The organism is Priestia sp. AB (assembly GCF_028369225.1).
GTDB lineage: Bacteria > Bacillota > Bacilli > Bacillales > Bacillaceae_H > Priestia > Priestia megaterium.
In genome coordinates, this window is sequence record NZ_JAQMYN010000008.1 from 134,545 (window position 1) to 151,616 (window position 17,072).

Below are 17,072 nucleotides of genomic sequence, written 5' to 3' on the forward strand. Positions count from 1 at the left end.
GATTAACAATGGCTCATATCTATTCAAAGGGCTGGTTTGTTCAGCAGTTAAAAGCGGCCAATATCTCTAAAATCGATGGAAGAAAGCTAGAAAGTTATAAAACCTACATTCTTCGTAATTTACATGCTGAGCTTATAGAACAAGGTAAAATCAACGGCTAAAAGAGGTTGAGACATAACGAAATGAATCCCATCCCATCTAAAGATGAACAAATGGGATATATGAGCTGAACTGTTTGAGACACCGCAGCTGATTTCCGTGCAAGACTTCGCTTTCCGCGGGCGGCCGCTGAGCCTCGTCGCTTTCGCTCCTGCGGGGTCTCACCTGTTCCGCTTTTCCCGCAGGAGTCTTCGTCAACAGCTAGAAAGATTTACACACATGAAATCTACGTTTGTCCTAACAAAAAAACGAACCACTAATCAAAAGTCTTGATCAATGGTTCGTTTTACATTTCGTCTAAAATATTTTTGTCCCAGCCTCTTTTTTTACAGCGATTGCTCAATAAAAGATAATACGCGCTTTACATATTCTTTTTTGTATATATGATAATTTTGAACGTGTTCTGCTTTATCAGTTTTCCAGAAGTGAAAAGCATCCGGGTGCGTTTTAGCCATTTTTTCACTTTCAGTGTAAGGAATTTTTGTATCTCCTGTGCTGTGTATAAATAAAATTGGTCGAGGGTAAATATGCTCGACTGCTTTAATAGGACTAGCTTCAGCAGGATTTGCATCTGCAATAACAGGAAGAATAGCAATTGTTAGCGGTGTAAACGGAAAGTTTGGTAAATGAGACCATACAGATAGATTTTCTTTTAAATAAGAGGTTAAATCACTAAAAGGACTATCGGCTACGACCGCTTTTACGTCGTCCTCTTGAGAAGCTGCTAATAAAGAAGTAGCTGCTCCCATTGAAATGCCGTAGAGCACAATTGGTTCTTTTGTTGTTTCTTTCATTTTCTGAATAACGCCTAATAAATCGAGCTGTTCTTTTACACCAATCGTTGTTTGATTTCCTTCTGAGTCTCCTGAATCTCTAAAGTCAAACATGACTACTCGATATCCCGCTTTTACAAATTCCTTACTCAGCGGCAGAAAGCCAGCTCCTTGTGCTTCACGGTTATTTCCGTATCCATGTGACATAATAATGGTCGCTTTTGGCTGTTCCGTTGGTTCAATCATCCATCCTTTTAAATGGGTTATTCCGTCTTTGCTCAAAAATACTTGATTGCTATAGTGCATGCCGTAATCACCAGGATTTTTCACAGCAGGATTTTTATCTAGTTTTGTCAGGCTTATGCCTACATAAAGAGAAATTGCCGTACAAAGTACAAAACAAAGAATAACAAAGGATGTCAGGCTGATCCATATTGTTTTTTTCTTTTTTCCTGTATTTGGCTGTCGATTTAGAACTGGAGTCAAGCTCGTTCCTCCTTTTTATCTAAGATCATCTTTCCTATTCTTATTGCTGCTTCCCTTTCTCCATTTTAAAGCTAGCACATCTATTTTATGAATAAAATTCGTTTTATTTTCCACATATTTTTCTGGTTCAAAGCGATAGCGATGCGCTAGTTCTATTTTCAACGTTTCGTATTCTTTTGCTGTATAAGGGTGAGTTCGCAGATAATCCCGAAACCATATATGCCGATTAATTTCTGGATGACCTTTTTCATAAATATGAACATGGTGCGTTCTTTCATTTCCGCCTTTTTGGAAGTATCGTCTTCCTTTTATGCCGTTTTCACCTTTCGCTTCGTAACCAAGCTGCTCCATCCTCTGATTATATGTATCTACTTTCTTTATATCTTTCACTTCAATAAGTAAATCAATAATCGGTTTTGCGCTTAAGCCGGGAACAGCAGTGCTTCCGATATGATGAACCTCTAAAACTTGAGCTGACATTATAGTTGTTAAGGTGGCAGCTTCTTTTGAAAATTCCTTTTCCCACGCGATATTATAGGGTGTCAGCTGAATTTCTCTTACGGACTCCATCTCCAATTCCTCCTCTTGCAACGAAAAAACTGCTTATTATAGAATAGCCTATAATAAGCAGTTTTTCATCATTTAACATGTTATTAAGTTTTATCTAGCAAACGCCTGCTTCGCTAAATTAACAATCGTCATATCATCCATTGGAGGGTTGTGAAGCCCAGCACGCACGTCTCTATAATAGCGCTGCAGCGGATTACTGCGCTGCAAGCTTCTCGCCCCCACTATGCGCATTGCTTTGTCGACAATCGTACAGGCACTATTGGTCACTACGTGTTTGACAGCTGCTAACTCTCCTGCTAATGCTGCTCGGTCGCTGGTTTCATCCCATTTACTTGCCACGCTGTACATAAAGTGACGCGCTTGCATAAGTTCAAGTTCCATCTCTCCTACTAAACGCTGCACATTTGGCAGCTTGCTAATCGTTCCTTCAATACTATTAGGCGAATATTCTGTAGCAAATGCGACAGCATAATCTCTTGCTGCGATGGCTGTACCCATGTAGCAAGCTGGTATATGAAGCAGCCAGCCGCTTGGCTCATTCTTTTTAAAACCACCGAGGCGTTCAACAAGAAAGTCGTGTTTAATATCGACGTTTTCTAGCACAAGATCATGACTTCCTGTTCCGCGCATTGCAATCATATCCCATGTTTCTTCTATTAAAAGTCCGCTTGTTTCACGAGGAATTAAAAATAAGCCGATCTCTTCTTCACCTTCAATGCTTGCTTTTACCAAAAAATAATTTAACACTGGAGACATCGTGGTGAATGTTTTTCGGCCATTGATTCGCCAGCCTTCTTTTGTTTTTACGGCTGTCGTTTCCGGTTTTCCTCCTCGAGTAGGACTTCCCGTCTTCGGTTCAGTTGCAGCGGTGTTAATAAGTGCACCTTTTTCTATTTCTTTAAAAATAAAATCGAGCATTTGCTGATTCCAAGGCTGTTTTTCACGCAAGTCCATTGTAATCCCCATATGCCATCCAATACTAAGAGCCGTAGAAGCATCTCCTTGAGCAATTAATTCTTGAAATAATAAAAAATCATAAAGGCGTAATTCATTTCCGCCATATTTGCTTTCGAGAGAAAGACGTGTATAGCCCGCTTCTTTTAACTCTTGAATATTTTCAAAGGGAAACGTACCTTCTTCATCTATTTTAAAAGCTCGTTTCTTAAATTTTTCGACTAGAGGCAGCAATTTTTCATACGTAGACTCTTGATTTTTATTTACAAATGAAACACTCATTTGCTTCATCTCCTTTTTATATGACAGAGTGTCCCTATCGGATTAATATATAGTTCTTATCATAGCATACCTCACCTTTTCTGTGCATGTTTGGTGTGTTTATCTTTCTTGTTGAATCTATTCTTTTTCCAATTTAACGGTCTGTTTTACCTACACATTCCATACATTTAATGAAATAAAAAGAAAGGAATGGTGTGAATGAATCAATGTCCAAAATGCGGGGCCAGTGCAAGCACAGACCAATTATTTTGCAATAACTGCGGCTTTTCTTTCACCGTGTCGCCAGCTGCAGCCAAGCATAAAAAGAGCTGGTATATTGGCGGGGGTATTGCGCTTATACTTCTTTTAACTTTTGTATTTTATTTCTTTTTCTCTGGCTCAGAAGAAAAGACGGCTGACCGCTTTATTGAGGCATTAGAATCGAAAGATACAGCTGTGTTAAGAGAGTTATTAGACTCTTCGCAGTCTACTATAGTTATTAATGACACATCTATTCAAGCTCTGTTAGACGCAACTTCCGATGGTTCTATTTTACGAGACGTTGAAAATGATTTAAAAAATAAATCGAGCATTTACTTTACAATAAAAGAACAGAAACATTCACTACTCTTCAAAAAACAGTACGTGGTTGTGCCGTCATCATATTATATCTCCCTCACCACGCCAGAGGATGCAACGGTTATAGTCAATGATACAAAACAATCGATATCCAAGAATCAAACGCAAAAAATGGGGCCTTTTATGATTGGAAATTACCCGCTTACGGCTTCTTATGAAAGCTCTTATGGAAAACTTACAGACCAAACCACTGTAAATTTTCACCGACAAAAAGAAGAAAATATATCTGTGGTATTTAAAGGCGCTTACGTTACAATCTCATCGAATAGAGATGACGCTGTTTTATTCGTAAATGGAAAAAGCACGGGACTGCAGGTGAATAGCTCATCACAAATAGGGCCTGTTGCCACGGATGGAAGCGTCACTGTTCATGCAGAAGTGCAAAAAGACGGCACAACGTTCAAAAGCAGTCCCTACACTATTCAAAGTGAAGAAAGTATTATGTTAAATATACAAACGCCGCCCGTCGAAAAGGAAAAAACCGTCATAAAAGAACGAGAAGTGATCGTGCCTGGGCCGCGCTCTTATGCTACTTCAAGCTCTTATATTCTTCCTGGTTCGGATTCTTACAAATTAAGCTATAGTGATATTAGCAGTTTGAGCTCGAGTGAACTAAGGCTAGCTCGAAATGAAATCTATGCGCGGCATGGGTATGTATTTAAATCGAAAGATCTTCAAGCCTATTTTTATGAAAAGTCATGGTATACGCCTGATTCATCATTTAGAGATTCCTACTTATCAAGTGTTGAAAAATACAACGTTGATTTTATTAAATCATATGAGTAAGGTGGCCTCCCCTTTTGCATAGGGGAGTTTTTTAATTGAAGAGAGTGCTTACTCCAACGTTTTTTTACATACCATAATCCCTATATACGTTAATAAATTTCTTATAGCCTTCTTTATTCTTTTCACTGTAAAATAAAAGTAGATGTACATAAACTTAATACACACATAAGGAGAGATGGAGAATGAATGGAATTGGACGACTTCCACAAAAGCTTAATGGCCATTTGATTTTAGAAAATATTCAAGAAACCATGATCATTGCGGATAAAGACTATCGTGTGCAGTGGATGAATGCAAGAGCAATTGAAACACTCCAGCCAGTACTTCCAATCTACCAGTTATCTCATATCGAAGAGTTAATTGGAAAGCATATGGACTTCTTTCATTCCAATTCTGAAGAAGCGGAAAAATTACTCACCTCTCTTCATACAACCTACCGAACGCGTATAACGATTGGCAGTCAATACGTAGCAGAAGCTGTGATTCACCCTATTGATACAAAAGACGGCGAGCGTTATGGCTACTTGCTTATGCTATTAGACTTTACAGATCAAGCCGAAGCAGAGCTTGAAAAAGAACGGTTAATTGAGGATTTGTCCACACCTTTATTAAAAATATGGGACGAGGTTTTAGCTGTGCCTATTACCGGTAAGATGGATATAGAACGTGGTAAGAAGCTAACTGAAACGGTATTGGAGGCAGTTGTAAAAGAACAGGCGCGCTATTTGCTTATTGATCTATCTTCCCTTCATTCGTTAGATGAAGAACACGGTTATTATATTAACACGCTTCACGATGCTTTGCGTTTGATTGGTACGACTTGCCTTATTGTTGGTCTTTCTTCAAAAATGGCTCTTTCGCTTGTAGATTCTCAGTTTAATTGGCGAACATTTTCCACTGTCCAACAAAGCATCTCTTACATTTTAGAAAAAAAGAATTATCGTATTGCACCCATTTCATAAGCCCATCATATCATTAAGTAATCCTCTCTCAATCGCTTTTTCCTTCAATCGGAAAAGGCGATTTTAGTTATGAGGAATTGTGAACGTTTAGGCACTTATCATCATAGGATACATTAATCAACCATAGAAAAGGGTGAGAGCGTATGCCAAGTGTTATTAACATTTATAATTTAAAGATCAACAGTATCTCAAGCAACGGTTCTGTCAACATTGGCGAAGCACTCCATAACAGTCACACGGCTCATTCAAAATCCACTGGTACGAACTCTTCTTATGGCGATGTCTCACCTGCTTCCTCGAAAATGCGGAACATTTATATCGATCCTGATACAAATGACCAAACAGATATTGCAAACGTTGATCATGTCAATGGTTATCAGCAGTGATATAGGGCAATGCTTGTCAACAGCATGACGACAAACGGTGAATACATTCTCTCTGAACGCAATAGACTGTTGGAGTAGAATGAATAAAAACAGTAAGGAGTCTCTTTATGCTTCTTCAAATTAACGTTTTTAATATCGTAACAAACGGTGTCACGCAAAACGCAAATATTGATTTTGGTTCCACCATTCAAAACAGTCACACGGCGAACTCAAAGTTTAACGGCGCGAATTTCTCTTTAGGTAACTTCTCTCCTACTTGCTCTCAAATGAATACGGGCGTGTTAGATCCTGATGTAAGTGATCAAGATCAAATTGCAAACCCTTCAGCTCCAATTGGAAATCAAATTTAGCTTTAACAATTTTGTTATTTTACTTGGCACATTACAAGGAGGTGTGTAAATATGTTTCCATTTGGAAAGTCTCCTTTTAAAGGAATGATGGAAAATATCCCAAAAGGAATGGCATCTAAAGACATGGATAAGTATATTCAGCAAATGATTTCTTCTACCATGTCCCATTCTTTTCCAGATTTTATGCAAGGAAATGAATTCTTTAAGCAAGCCCAAGACATGATGAAAGAACAGCAGGATATGGGAACTGAAGGTCATGGACAAAAGCCAAGAAGATTTGATTCAAACGTCATCAATACATTAGATGAATGCATTGTGCAGCTAAAAATCCCTAACCGCGATATTGTATCAAGCATTAAAGTCTATCATACGCCATATGTGTGTACGATTGAAGGAATAGATGGAGAAGAATCCTTCAAAGAAGAAATTCAGCTTCCTTGTTCGGTTCGCAAAAAAGGCACACGCGCCATCTATCGTTCCGGAGTGTTGGAAATCCGGATGCCTAAACATATTAATATTCCTATGTCTCAAATAGACGTCCACGATTTAGATTAAAGTGGACGTTTTTTTCTGTTTTCATGCATACATATAAAATAGAAAGCTGCAAAAGGCCTTGTTTTATTTTTTTAAAGAAGGTGACAAATATGAATCACGGAAAATTTAAAAAGTGGGCAGAAACGTTACAAGAAGAAAACCATACGAAATTTTGGGAAAAGATTTTTGATGATGATCATGAAGAAAAGAATGATACGGAAGCAGATGCTTCTCCCCAAATTGTAAATGAATATCGAGATTATCCTTTAATTGATGTATATGAATGGGCAAATCAACTGTTAGTTGTAATTGAAATACCCGGTGCTAAACGAACAGACGTCGAATTGACCATGCACGAAAATACTTTACACATATCCGGTTCATCTCTTTTAACCGTGAAGGATGCAAATGTTCTTCACAAAGAAAGACGTGAAGGAACGTTTCAACGATCAATTATTCTTCCACCTGCTGTAGAGGAAGCGCCGTGTCACGCATCATTTAAAGATGGTCTTTTGCATGTGAAATTTGATTTGTAATTTATTGTGCAGAACTATACGTAGCATGAAAGGCAGGGAATTTCATGTTTTCTAAGTGGTTTAAACAATCGCCTAAAATTGAAACAGTCCGCAAAATAAATCCGTCTTCCCTTCCAACCAAAAAAAAAGCAAGTCCCATAGACCAACGTTCTAATCAAAAGCGGAAAGAATTACCCAAAAAGATGAAAACTAAAAAACAGTCTAATCTAAAGAACCCTTCTCAGCAGCCAAAGAAGTTGTCTAGCCAAACGGAGCCTAAGACATCTGCTGAAGCTGAAGTCACAAAACCTGCTCTTTCGTCAGATTCAGCGCTGAACCTGCAGGGAATTATTGATCAAGTGACGCGTTTAACCGACGCGATCCCTAAAATAGAAGAGCTTCATCAGCAATTACATGAATCAGCTCACCTTATTCAATCACTGTCTCAACTGCACGAGCAAACAGCTCATTTACTCTCGGCTATGCAGTCAGCTCCTAATTTCGAAGACATTCAAAATCAGCTCTCTGCGTTAAAGGAAGAATCTTCTAATACCGCCTTATATGAGATGGTGAAAACTCTTGACAAAAAGATTGATGAAGTAACTCAGCCAAAGCAGTCCATTGTTGTTGAAAAAATCATGGTCGAAAAAGTATTGTTAGACAAAATTGATCTTAGTAATAATTTCGGCCAGCTAGGCATTAAAGATTTGACGGGTCACTTAAACATCGGCACCACTTACAGCGCTGACTCTGATCAAGTAGATGAAGAAGTCAAAGACTTGTTTTCTGTTAAGCTAAAAGAAAAAAAGATTGATGAACATACAACTGAAACAACGATGAGTTCAGGAGGTGAACCAGAAAAATCTGATGATCACTCCGAAGAATAAAAAATGACCGCTACTGCTTATTTAAAGCAATTGTCGGTCATTTTTGTTTCCATAAATAGTTGTAATTCTTTTTGGAGGCGTTCCATTAAGAACTCTGAAATTTCTTCTTGATTTTCTTCTTTATGATGAGATGATGCTACAGCAATACGTCCTGTTTTCCCTAAGAAAGCCCGGTACTCAATTACCTTCATCGCTGCATGAAGTAAGTTCGCGTCCGAAAGCGGTGTATTTGTTAGTAGAACAATATTCATTTCATTCTCTTTTTGTCCATGTGTCAGCACAGCCAGCCACGAGTAACCTTTATCGTCTTTTAAGCGAACTTCATGACTGGATAAAGACGCAGATTTCCACGCCGCGTTAGCACTGCTTTGCTGTTGAACAATTTCTTGACACCAGTCTAGGCCTGTTTCATTTGAACCCAGTGAAAGAGTTCTCAAAGGACGAACAAAGGATAAACATAGGTTGCCCGGTTCCTTTTGTAACTGATATAACTCATGAAAGTCCGTCTCTGGATATTGATACGGCGGTACAAAAGCAATTTGCCGCTTGTTCACAGCGGGATGGTGAAATACATGCAAATCAACCCCATATACTCTTTTTAACGTAGCTGCATCCTGAAAGATGGCATCCATCCCCGTTTCTTCTACTCTTCCATCTTTCAGTAACACAGCATTATCTGCAAACAGCGAGGCGATGTTGAGATCATGCAAAATGGCCAGAACCGTTAAGCTCATTTCCTGCTGTAACGTTTTTAACAGCTGAAGCAGTTCCATTGTATGTTTTACATCTAAGTGATTCGTTGGTTCATCAAGAAGTAAGTAGTCAGGTTCTTGCGCCAGTGCTTTAGCCAGTAAAACCCGCTGTTTTTCTCCACCGCTTAGCGATTGAAAAGTATGATTTCTATAGTGCCAGACGTTTGTTAATTTCATCACGCTTTCCACCACTTCTTCATCCTGTGCTGATACAGTGCTAAACAATCCTTTTGCCTGATAAGGGTAACGTCCAAGTGAAACAATTTCTTGAACCGTAAATTCTAGCCCAATTTGATTTTCTTGCGTCATGACTGCAACTTTTTGCGCCAGCTGTTTTGGTGAATAAGCCTTCACTGACTTTCCTTCTACCTTCACTTCTCCTGATTGAATGGTTAATACATTCATAATCAAGCGAATAAGCGTTGTTTTCCCGCTTCCATTTGGTCCTAGTAAAGCGACAAAAGAACCTTTGTCTACGGTGAACGTGATGTCACGAACGGTCGGCTGCTGCCTATCGTATCCTCCTGTCACATTATATAGTTCAATCATGATATTCCTCTTTTCCGCATACGTTCTTTTACAAGGAGCAGGGTAAAGATTGGCGAACCAATTAAGGCGGTTACGACTCCAATCGGCAGTTCACGAGGTTCTAATATCGTTCGTGCCAATAAATCTGCTAAAACCAAATAACTTCCTCCAATTAAAATAGAAAGCGGCAGTACATGCTTATGATTAGCTCCCGCTACGAGACGCACTACGTGGGGGATAACTAAGCCAACAAATCCAATTGCCCCAGATACTGATACCGCAGCCCCTGTTAATACGGATGCACCTATTAAAATCATTCTTTTTTTCTTCTTTACGTCTATTCCCATAAACTGAGCGGATTGATCGCCAAATGCTAAGCCGTTCAGCTCTTTTACATGTAACAACAGCATAATTGTACCAATCAAAAAGAACGGCCCTAAAATTTGAATATGAGACCACCCTCTCATTGATACGCTTCCCATTAGCCAATATAAAACCTGTCTTACATCTTCTTCGGGAGAAAGAGCCACAATTAATGAAATAAGCGCGCTCATAAAGGATGATAAAATAATCCCCGCTAAGATGATGGTTTCATTGGCCAAATTGCCGCTTGCGAGTTTCGTAATACCAAAAACTAAAAGAAGAGTAATAAAACCAGATACAATGCCGACTACAGGCAGCGTGAAGATAGACAAACCAAAAATACTCCAATGAAAATAAATTGCCATGACAGAGCCAAGAGTTGCACCTGAGGAAACCCCAATCGTATAAGGATCAGCAAGAGAGTTTCTTAATAGTCCTTGAAAGGCAGCCCCTGCTATTGAAAGCGAAGCTCCTACTAAAAATGCCACCAGTACTCTTGGAAAACGAATTTGCCAAATGATTAAATCCATGTTTTCGGGACCGTGATATAAGGATAGCCCGGTAAGGTGGCCAATAATAATTTTGATTGTATCTCCTACGGTTAACGAAACTGTACCAATAAATACGCCCATAATTACCGAAGTACATACAATAAATAAACTGACTATGTATAAAATAGATGCTTTGTTAAAAAAAATACGTTTAAAAATCAATACGTTCAGCTCCTCTAGGAAACGAGGCGTGATGTTTTATATTACATTAACCATTCATTTTCCTGTCCATAAACCATGCTTCCACCATGCATTAAGTTGGAAACAATCATCTTTTATTTGTTACGAGTGCTAGACTGTTGAACTAGGCAACGTAGAATAGCGTACTAAAGTTCTCGGTAAAAAAACAAGCGAAAGCCTCTACAAGCTATACTTTTTGTGTTTGCTCCGGGCTTTTATAGTTGTCTATTAACTGATACAGCTTTTCCATATCTACGGCTTCTCTCACATATGCTGCTGCTTTTGAAAAAGATTCCTCTTTTTGCAGGCGACTGTTGAATGTGTCCGTAATAGGCGGCAATTTTTTATGTTTACGAATTTGATTAAGCAAAGCTCTGCGCAAAGCATCATTATGAAACACATCATGAACATACGTGCCAATGACGTTGTCTTTAACCGTTCCTTCTTTTTCATGCTCTACCACTGCAAAAGCTTCCGTGGTGCTCTTAGAAATCGTCTTTCCCATATGAATTTCGTAGCCTTCAATCGAAACTCTTTCACTTTCTAGCTGGACATACCCAGCAACTCTTTCTGTTTTTTTGCTGGTTGTCATAACCGTTTCCACTGGAAGCAAGCCCAGCCCTTTAATGGATTCAATCCGAGATTCTACTGCATCAGGGTCTGTAATTGTCTCCCCTAGCATTTGATATCCTCCGCAGATGCCAATGACGTGAACGTTCGTTGTGTTCAATACTTGATTAATGGCTAGAGCCAGGCCGCTTTCTTGTAAAAACTGCGCATCTTCAATCGTATTTTTGCTTCCTGGTAAAACAATTAAATCAGGCGTACCTAATTGCGACGGCTTGGTTACAAGCCTCACGTGACAGTCTTCTTCTAAGCTTAAAGGATCGATGTCTGTAAAATTTGAGATGCGCGGGTACGAGATGACCGCAATATCAATTTCTTTTAACGGATTCACAAGCGTTGAGTAATTTCTAAGTGATAACGAATCTTCCGCATCAATTTCCACGTTGTTCATATAAGGAATAACTCCTAGAACCGGAACACCCGTGTATTCTTCAAACCACTTCAAACCTGGTTTTAAAAGTTCTAAATCTCCTCGGAATTTATTAATTAACACCCCGATAACTCTAGACTTGTGTTCATCTGGAAGCAATTGAAGAGTACCCACTAGGCTCGCGAAAACGCCACCTTTATCAATATCTCCTACTAGCACAACAGGCGCTTCTGCTATTTTTGCAACACGCATATTTACGAGTTCCCGATCGTTCAAATTGACTTCGGCAGGACTTCCAGCGCCTTCAATCACAATTCGATCATAATGATTGGCAAGCTCTTTATAAGCTTCCGTGATAACGTTCAAACCTTCATTAAAAAATTCTTGCCGATACTGAAAAGCAAACATATTACGTAGCGGTTTTCCGTGAACGACAATTTGAGATTCATGATCACGAGTTGGTTTAATTAAAATAGGGTTCATATTGGTTGTTGCCTCTACTCCAGCCGCTTCTGCTTGAATTCCTTGCGCTCTGCCAATTTCTTTTCCATCCATTGTAATGTATGAATTAAGCGCCATATTTTGCGATTTAAACGGTGCAGTTTGATAGCCGTCTTCTTTAAAAATACGGCAAAATGCTGTAGCAATCATGCTTTTTCCAGCGTCTGAGTGCGTTCCTTGAATCATAAGCGGTTTTCCTTTTTTCACTTTTTCCACTCCCTACCACATAAAAAAACCTTAACTGTAAAAGTCAAGGTTTGGTCATGCGCTCATTAACACATTGTCTTGACTTATTTCTCCCACCGAAAAATAAGGGGTTTTTAAAAGCAGGTCTCCTGGCTTATGCTTCGTTTTACTTCTGCACCCTTCCTAGTTTGACTAGTGGGTCTTTGCAGGTTCATCCACATTTACAGTAGCGGGGGCTGCACCGGATTTACACCGATTTCCCTATTATCCTCCTTAGAGGCACTTTTAAAATCATTTATTCTTTATTGTAACGAATTTTATAACCATTCACAATAACGATTTTCTTCTATTATTATATATTACTGTGTTTATACTTATTTGGGTCTCGTATGCTATAATAACAATTATTTTCCAAACATCTTATGAAATAGCTAGGAAGGTGCTCACAGTTGAAGAAAAAAATGATTTATACCTTTATTGGTTCTCTTGTTCTTTATATAGCAATTATATCTTTTTGTATGTATCAAACTGCTCACAAGCCTGTTCCACAAAACGCAGATTATGTGCTCGTTTTAGGTTCTAAAGTAGATGGGGACCAAATGTCTCCTAGTTTAAAAGAACGAGTAAAGACGGCTTTATCTTATTTACAAGCACATCAACAAACAAAAGTTATCGTAACGGGCGGAAAAGGATCCGATGAAGAAATTTCTGAAGCAGAGGCAGCCTATCGTTTTCTGCGGAAAGAAGGAATTAAAAAGAATCGAATTATAAAAGAAAATCAGTCAACTTCTACTTTTGAGAATTTTACTTTTACTAAACAGAAAGTCGATATTCAACACAAAAAAGTCGTCCTTGTTAGCAATGATTTTCATTTATTTCGCGCCTCTATTATTGCTAAACGTCAAGGTTTTGACGTTTATCCTTTAGGTGCAAAGACACCAAATTCAATTAAACTTCAAGCCTACTTTCGTGAGTATGCTGCTATCTTAAAAACGTGGCTGTTTGATAAATAAATAGAGTACACCCCTGTACAAATAAAAAACACGGCATGAATTCATGCCGCGTTTTTTTATTAATCATCTGTATCGATAACTGCTTTTGGTAAACCTGTGTATTTCGCCCAGTAGAAAATACCGAGTGAAACAAGAGCAATTAAAATTAAGTCAAGCGGGTTGCTTAGCACACCTTGTCCTCCACCAAATGAACCTAGGTAAGAGATAACAAGCATAATAATATAATAAGCAACTAGCCACCAAGCAGATTTAAGCTGCTGTGCAAATTTTACAACGTCAGTTGGTACGTATTTCTTAAACGCTACGTAGATAACAACCATTAGCAGCTGTGATCCTAGCAGCCAAGAAATTGTCGTCCATCCTGACCAATATACGATGTATGAACAGAAAATAAATGAAACAGGAGCAATAACGCTCATGCCTTTTAATTTAAAAGGTTTTTTAAGGTCTTTTGCATTTACTCTGAATGCAGCAGCTGAAATTGGCGCAATCGCATAAGACAGAATAAGTGCCACTGAACATACGTTTACTAGCGCTTCCCAAGAAGGAAATGGCAGTGTCCAGAATACGGACATTCCAAATGATAGCCATAGTGACGCACGTGGAATTCCTGTTTTCTTATCTACTTTTGAGAAACGTTTAAATAATGTTCCATTACGAGACCAAGCATAAACTAAACGAGAAGTTGTATTCATGAAGATGTTCCCGTTACCGCCTGGTGATAAAATAGCATCAAAAATAACAAGCGTTACTAACCAGCCAAGGCCTAAAATAAGTGCAATATCTTTAAATGGTAAAGAGAATTGCTCTTGAATTGTTCCCCATCCTCCTGATAGCATATCAGCCGGGATGTTACCAATGAACAATACTTGCAGTGCTGTGTAAATAATCGCTGAAAGTACAATACAGATAATGAGCGCGATTGGAATATTACGCTGCGGGTTTTTAACTTCACTGGCTACAGAAACAATAGGGTGAAGTCCTAGGTAAGCAAACATAACGCCACCTGTTGAAATGGCTGCTTGGATACCATTAAAACCAAACGGAGCAAAATCGCCAGTTGTAAAGTTAGCTGATTTAAAGTGATAAGCCAACACGACGATAATTGTAAGAGGAACCGCATATTTGAACACAGATATAATAACATTTGACTTAGCAAATGCTTTTACACTTACGTAGTTAATGATAAAAAATAGCGTTAATAACGCGAACTGAAATAACCAGCCGACTGTAGTAGGCGATTCAGAACCATGTTTAGTTAGACCAGGAAGCCAAAAAGCAACATACTGACGTACAGCCGTTACCTCGATAGCGATCAAACTAGTGTAAGCAATAATGGTAATGAATGAAATTAAGTAACCCACTAAATGACCATGTGAGTAAACCGGATAACGGATAATTCCACCGGTACGCGGCAGCGCTGCTCCAAGTTCAGCATACACTAAACCGATAAGTAAAATAATGACTCCGCCAATCAGCCACGAAAAACTTCCGGCTGGCCCAGCCTTTGACGCTACGTTACTAACCGCAAATAACCAGGCGGAACCAAAAATAGCTCCCATCCCAATTAACGTTAGGTCAAGTAACGATATTGATTTTTTAAATTTTCCTTGATTTCCTTGATCAGACATAAAATCCTCCTTTAAAATTCCCACTCCACATATCTACGCCCTTGCGTCCGATATGGGATTCTTTACATCATCCTCCTCTTACTAAGACCTCACAAGTGGATATGTTAACAAATATTCTCTAAAAAACCAAGTTAAAAACTTTATTTTTTTGTAAAACATCGTTGAATTGCTTATGTATAGCGCATAAATTCCACAGAAGATTTGAGGACTACTCCTCCTATTTAACCGCATTTTTCTTAGGTTAAACATAAAAGAATATTCAAACTATTTACCAAAAAAAGAGGCTGAGACATAACGAAGCCAACCGCTAGAAGCAGCTACTACATACGCAACACCTACGCTTGCCATACCAATGAAAAAATCCGAACGATGAATCGTTCGGATTTTGCTTCAACTAAAATAATTTTGTCCGTACCTCTTATTTTGCTTATTTAAATACTTTTACACGTTCAGTTAGCGGTTGAAATTCTTTTTCTCCCGCAGGTGACACAGGATTACCAAATGGCATTTGGGCAATTAATTTCCATGAGCTTGGAATATTCCAAGCTGCTTTTACTTCATCGTCAATCAATGGATTGTAATGCTGTAATGTTGCTCCTAGGCCTTCGAGCTCAAGCGCTGTCCAAATCACATGCTGCAGCATGCCTGATGATTGGTTAGACCAAACCGGGAAATTTTCGCTGTAAGATGCGAACTGCTTTTGCAGCCCTTCAACTACTTCTTGATCTTCAAAGAAAAGAACGGTTCCATAGCCGCTTCCGAATAAGTTCATTTTTTGATCCGTATCTGAAAAATTTTCAGCTGGAACAATTTTACGAAGCGTTTCTCTCGTAATATCCCACACTTTATCATGCTGTTCGCCAAATAAAACGACTACGCGTGCGCTTTGGGAATTAAATGCTGATGGAGTATGTTTCACCGCAAAGTTAATAATTTCTTCAATTTTTTCTTCTGACATTTTTACATTTTTATCAATTGCATAAATAGAACGTCGGTTTTTAATTGCTTCATAAAAATCTTTTCCAACCTGTTGTTGATCACTTGATTTATCAAATAATTTATCTAAAAAACCCATTTTCCACACTCCTAATTGTTTGTTTTTTAAGCTTAAATTGCATGTTTATACCCTTCCCCCTGATAAAAGGAGATAAACAAGATATAATGAATTCTTATATCTCTAATTCAAGATATTAAACTAAAAAAATATTAATTGAAATTTAATTACTTTATGTAACTTACTTTACAATGATTATTTTGTTCTGTCAAGAAAAAATTATTATCTTTTTCTTTTCATGATTATATGAAAAAAGACTGCTAAATACGGCAGTCTTTTTTCGTAGATGCTTAATGTTCATAAATCATCTTTCGCGTCATTCCCCCGTCTACTACGAGGTTAGCTCCTGTTACAAAATCATTTTCAACGTTTGTTAAATACATACACGCTCTTGAGATATCGGCTGGCGTTCCCACCCGATTAGACGGATGCTGCGTATGATCGATTTCACGAAGGCCATCGTAGTCAGATGCTTCAATCCATCCTGGAGAAATAGCATTTACTGTAATGTTGTCATCACCAAGTGAAATGGCAAGTGCGTGAGTTAAAGCCACGATTCCTCCTTTTGTAGCAGCATAGGCTTCTGTGTGAGGTTCAGACATTGTAGCTCTCGTAGAAGCTAAGTTTACAATGGAGCCTCCGCTTTCGTTTTTTCTCATCACCTTAGCTGCTTCGCGAGAGCATAGAAACACGCTGCGCAGGTTCGTATTGATAATGTCATCCCATTCATCAATGGTTAGCTCATACGGTGATTTCCAGCGGGAAACGCCTGCATTATTAATCAAAATATGTATCGTTCCATACGTACTGACCGTTTTTTCAACGAGATTTAAAATGTCGCCTTCTTTTCGGACGTCTGTTTTCACAAAAATGGCTTCTCCGCCTTGTCTTTGAATAGCTTCTGCGTGACGCTCTCCTTCGGTTTCGTCCACATCTGCCAATACCACTTTTGCTCCTTGTTTCGCGTATGAGCGGGATACATCTTTACCTATTCCGTTCGCAGCTCCGGTAACAACAACAACTAAATCTTTAAATGACATATCATCTCCTCCTT

General features: G+C 38.6%; 19 protein-coding genes and 1 riboswitch. Of the genes, 9 read left to right on the forward strand and 10 right to left on the reverse strand.

Translation table 11 applies throughout. From position 1 onward, the window contains the following. Positions 1-8: 8 nt before the first annotated feature. Positions 9-161 (forward strand): YflJ family protein, encoded by a 153-nt coding sequence (locus tag POF52_RS22500; protein WP_080743170.1) that lies wholly within the window; start codon positions 9-11, stop codon positions 159-161. Here the strand turns inward: POF52_RS22500 and POF52_RS31130 are convergent. The 4 genes from POF52_RS31130 to POF52_RS22515 form a co-directional block, all read right to left on the reverse strand. Continuing rightward, positions 158-370 (reverse strand): hypothetical protein, encoded by a 213-nt coding sequence (locus POF52_RS31130; protein WP_334314413.1) that lies wholly within the window; start codon positions 368-370, stop codon positions 158-160. The genes POF52_RS22500 and POF52_RS31130 overlap by 4 nt on opposite strands. Positions 371-485: 115 nt before the next feature. Beyond that, positions 486-1,418, reverse strand: a complete 933-nt coding sequence (locus POF52_RS22505; RefSeq protein ID WP_271995054.1) for an alpha/beta hydrolase — start codon at positions 1,416-1,418, stop codon at positions 486-488. Between the two features lie 15 nt (positions 1,419-1,433). Then, positions 1,434-1,988: a GrpB family protein gene (locus tag POF52_RS22510; protein ID WP_176584120.1), complete on the reverse strand. Its 555-nt coding sequence runs from the start codon at positions 1,986-1,988 to the stop codon at positions 1,434-1,436. A 90-nt stretch (positions 1,989-2,078) separates the two neighbouring features. Then, complete coding sequence (locus tag POF52_RS22515; RefSeq protein WP_074894825.1) at positions 2,079-3,224, reverse strand: acyl-CoA dehydrogenase family protein; 1,146 nt, start codon at positions 3,222-3,224, stop codon at positions 2,079-2,081. A gap of 198 nt (positions 3,225-3,422) precedes the next feature. On the opposite strand from POF52_RS22515, the gene POF52_RS22520 reads away from it, so the two are divergent. From POF52_RS22520 to POF52_RS22550, 7 genes are all read left to right on the forward strand, one after another. Beyond that, entirely contained in the window at positions 3,423-4,628 is a 1,206-nt protein-coding gene (locus tag POF52_RS22520) for a TcaA 3rd/4th domain-containing protein (RefSeq protein WP_271995059.1), read from the forward strand. A gap of 182 nt (positions 4,629-4,810) precedes the next feature. Next, positions 4,811-5,590, forward strand: a complete 780-nt coding sequence (locus POF52_RS22525) for an STAS domain-containing protein (protein ID WP_013057624.1) — start codon at positions 4,811-4,813, stop codon at positions 5,588-5,590. 143 nt (positions 5,591-5,733) lie between these two features. After that, positions 5,734-5,976, forward strand: coding sequence for a spore germination protein (locus POF52_RS22530; protein WP_013057625.1), 243 nt, complete (start codon positions 5,734-5,736; stop codon positions 5,974-5,976). 107 nt (positions 5,977-6,083) lie between these two features. After that, on the forward strand, positions 6,084-6,326 hold the full coding sequence (locus POF52_RS22535; RefSeq protein ID WP_251460815.1) for a spore germination protein: 243 nt from the start codon (positions 6,084-6,086) through the stop codon (positions 6,324-6,326). Between the two features lie 51 nt (positions 6,327-6,377). Continuing rightward, positions 6,378-6,881, forward strand: a complete 504-nt coding sequence (locus POF52_RS22540; RefSeq protein ID WP_013083729.1) for an Hsp20/alpha crystallin family protein — start codon at positions 6,378-6,380, stop codon at positions 6,879-6,881. An 89-nt stretch (positions 6,882-6,970) separates the two neighbouring features. Continuing rightward, positions 6,971-7,396 (forward strand): Hsp20/alpha crystallin family protein, encoded by a 426-nt coding sequence (locus POF52_RS22545; protein WP_013083730.1) that lies wholly within the window; start codon positions 6,971-6,973, stop codon positions 7,394-7,396. A gap of 44 nt (positions 7,397-7,440) precedes the next feature. Continuing rightward, complete coding sequence (locus POF52_RS22550; protein WP_042452320.1) at positions 7,441-8,262, forward strand: hypothetical protein; 822 nt, start codon at positions 7,441-7,443, stop codon at positions 8,260-8,262. A gap of 17 nt (positions 8,263-8,279) precedes the next feature. On the opposite strand, the gene POF52_RS22555 is transcribed toward POF52_RS22550, so the two are convergent. The 3 genes from POF52_RS22555 to POF52_RS22565 form a co-directional block, all read right to left on the reverse strand. Continuing rightward, positions 8,280-9,563 (reverse strand): ABC transporter ATP-binding protein, encoded by a 1,284-nt coding sequence (locus POF52_RS22555; protein WP_047932282.1) that lies wholly within the window; start codon positions 9,561-9,563, stop codon positions 8,280-8,282. Beyond that, positions 9,560-10,618 carry a FecCD family ABC transporter permease gene (locus POF52_RS22560; protein WP_013057631.1) on the reverse strand — a complete coding sequence of 353 codons (1,059 nt, stop codon included), beginning with the start codon at positions 10,616-10,618 and terminating at the stop codon, positions 9,560-9,562. Before POF52_RS22560 ends, POF52_RS22555 begins: the two co-directional genes overlap by 4 nt. Before the next feature lie 205 nt (positions 10,619-10,823). Beyond that, positions 10,824-12,350, reverse strand: a complete 1,527-nt coding sequence (locus tag POF52_RS22565) for a cobyric acid synthase (RefSeq protein ID WP_013083733.1) — start codon at positions 12,348-12,350, stop codon at positions 10,824-10,826. A gap of 92 nt (positions 12,351-12,442) precedes the next feature. After that, positions 12,443-12,622: riboswitch (cobalamin riboswitch) on the reverse strand. Between the two features lie 147 nt (positions 12,623-12,769). Between POF52_RS22565 and POF52_RS22570 the strand changes: the two genes are divergently transcribed. Then, the gene (locus tag POF52_RS22570; RefSeq protein ID WP_271995067.1) at positions 12,770-13,333 is read left to right on the forward strand and encodes a YdcF family protein; all 564 of its coding nucleotides are present in this window, start codon (positions 12,770-12,772) and stop codon (positions 13,331-13,333) included. A gap of 59 nt (positions 13,334-13,392) precedes the next feature. Here POF52_RS22570 and POF52_RS22575 read toward each other — a convergent pair whose 3' ends face one another. The 3 genes from POF52_RS22575 to POF52_RS22585 all read right to left on the reverse strand — a co-directional run bounded on the left by POF52_RS22575 (position 13,393) and on the right by POF52_RS22585 (position 17,058). Continuing rightward, the gene (locus POF52_RS22575; protein ID WP_013083735.1) at positions 13,393-14,964 is read right to left on the reverse strand and encodes an APC family permease; all 1,572 of its coding nucleotides are present in this window, start codon (positions 14,962-14,964) and stop codon (positions 13,393-13,395) included. A 427-nt stretch (positions 14,965-15,391) separates the two neighbouring features. Next, entirely contained in the window at positions 15,392-16,039 is a 648-nt protein-coding gene (locus tag POF52_RS22580; protein ID WP_271995069.1) for a nitroreductase family protein, read from the reverse strand. 269 nt (positions 16,040-16,308) lie between these two features. Continuing rightward, on the reverse strand, positions 16,309-17,058 hold the full coding sequence (locus POF52_RS22585) for an SDR family oxidoreductase (protein ID WP_271995071.1): 750 nt from the start codon (positions 17,056-17,058) through the stop codon (positions 16,309-16,311). Between the last annotated feature and the right edge of the window lie 14 nt (positions 17,059-17,072).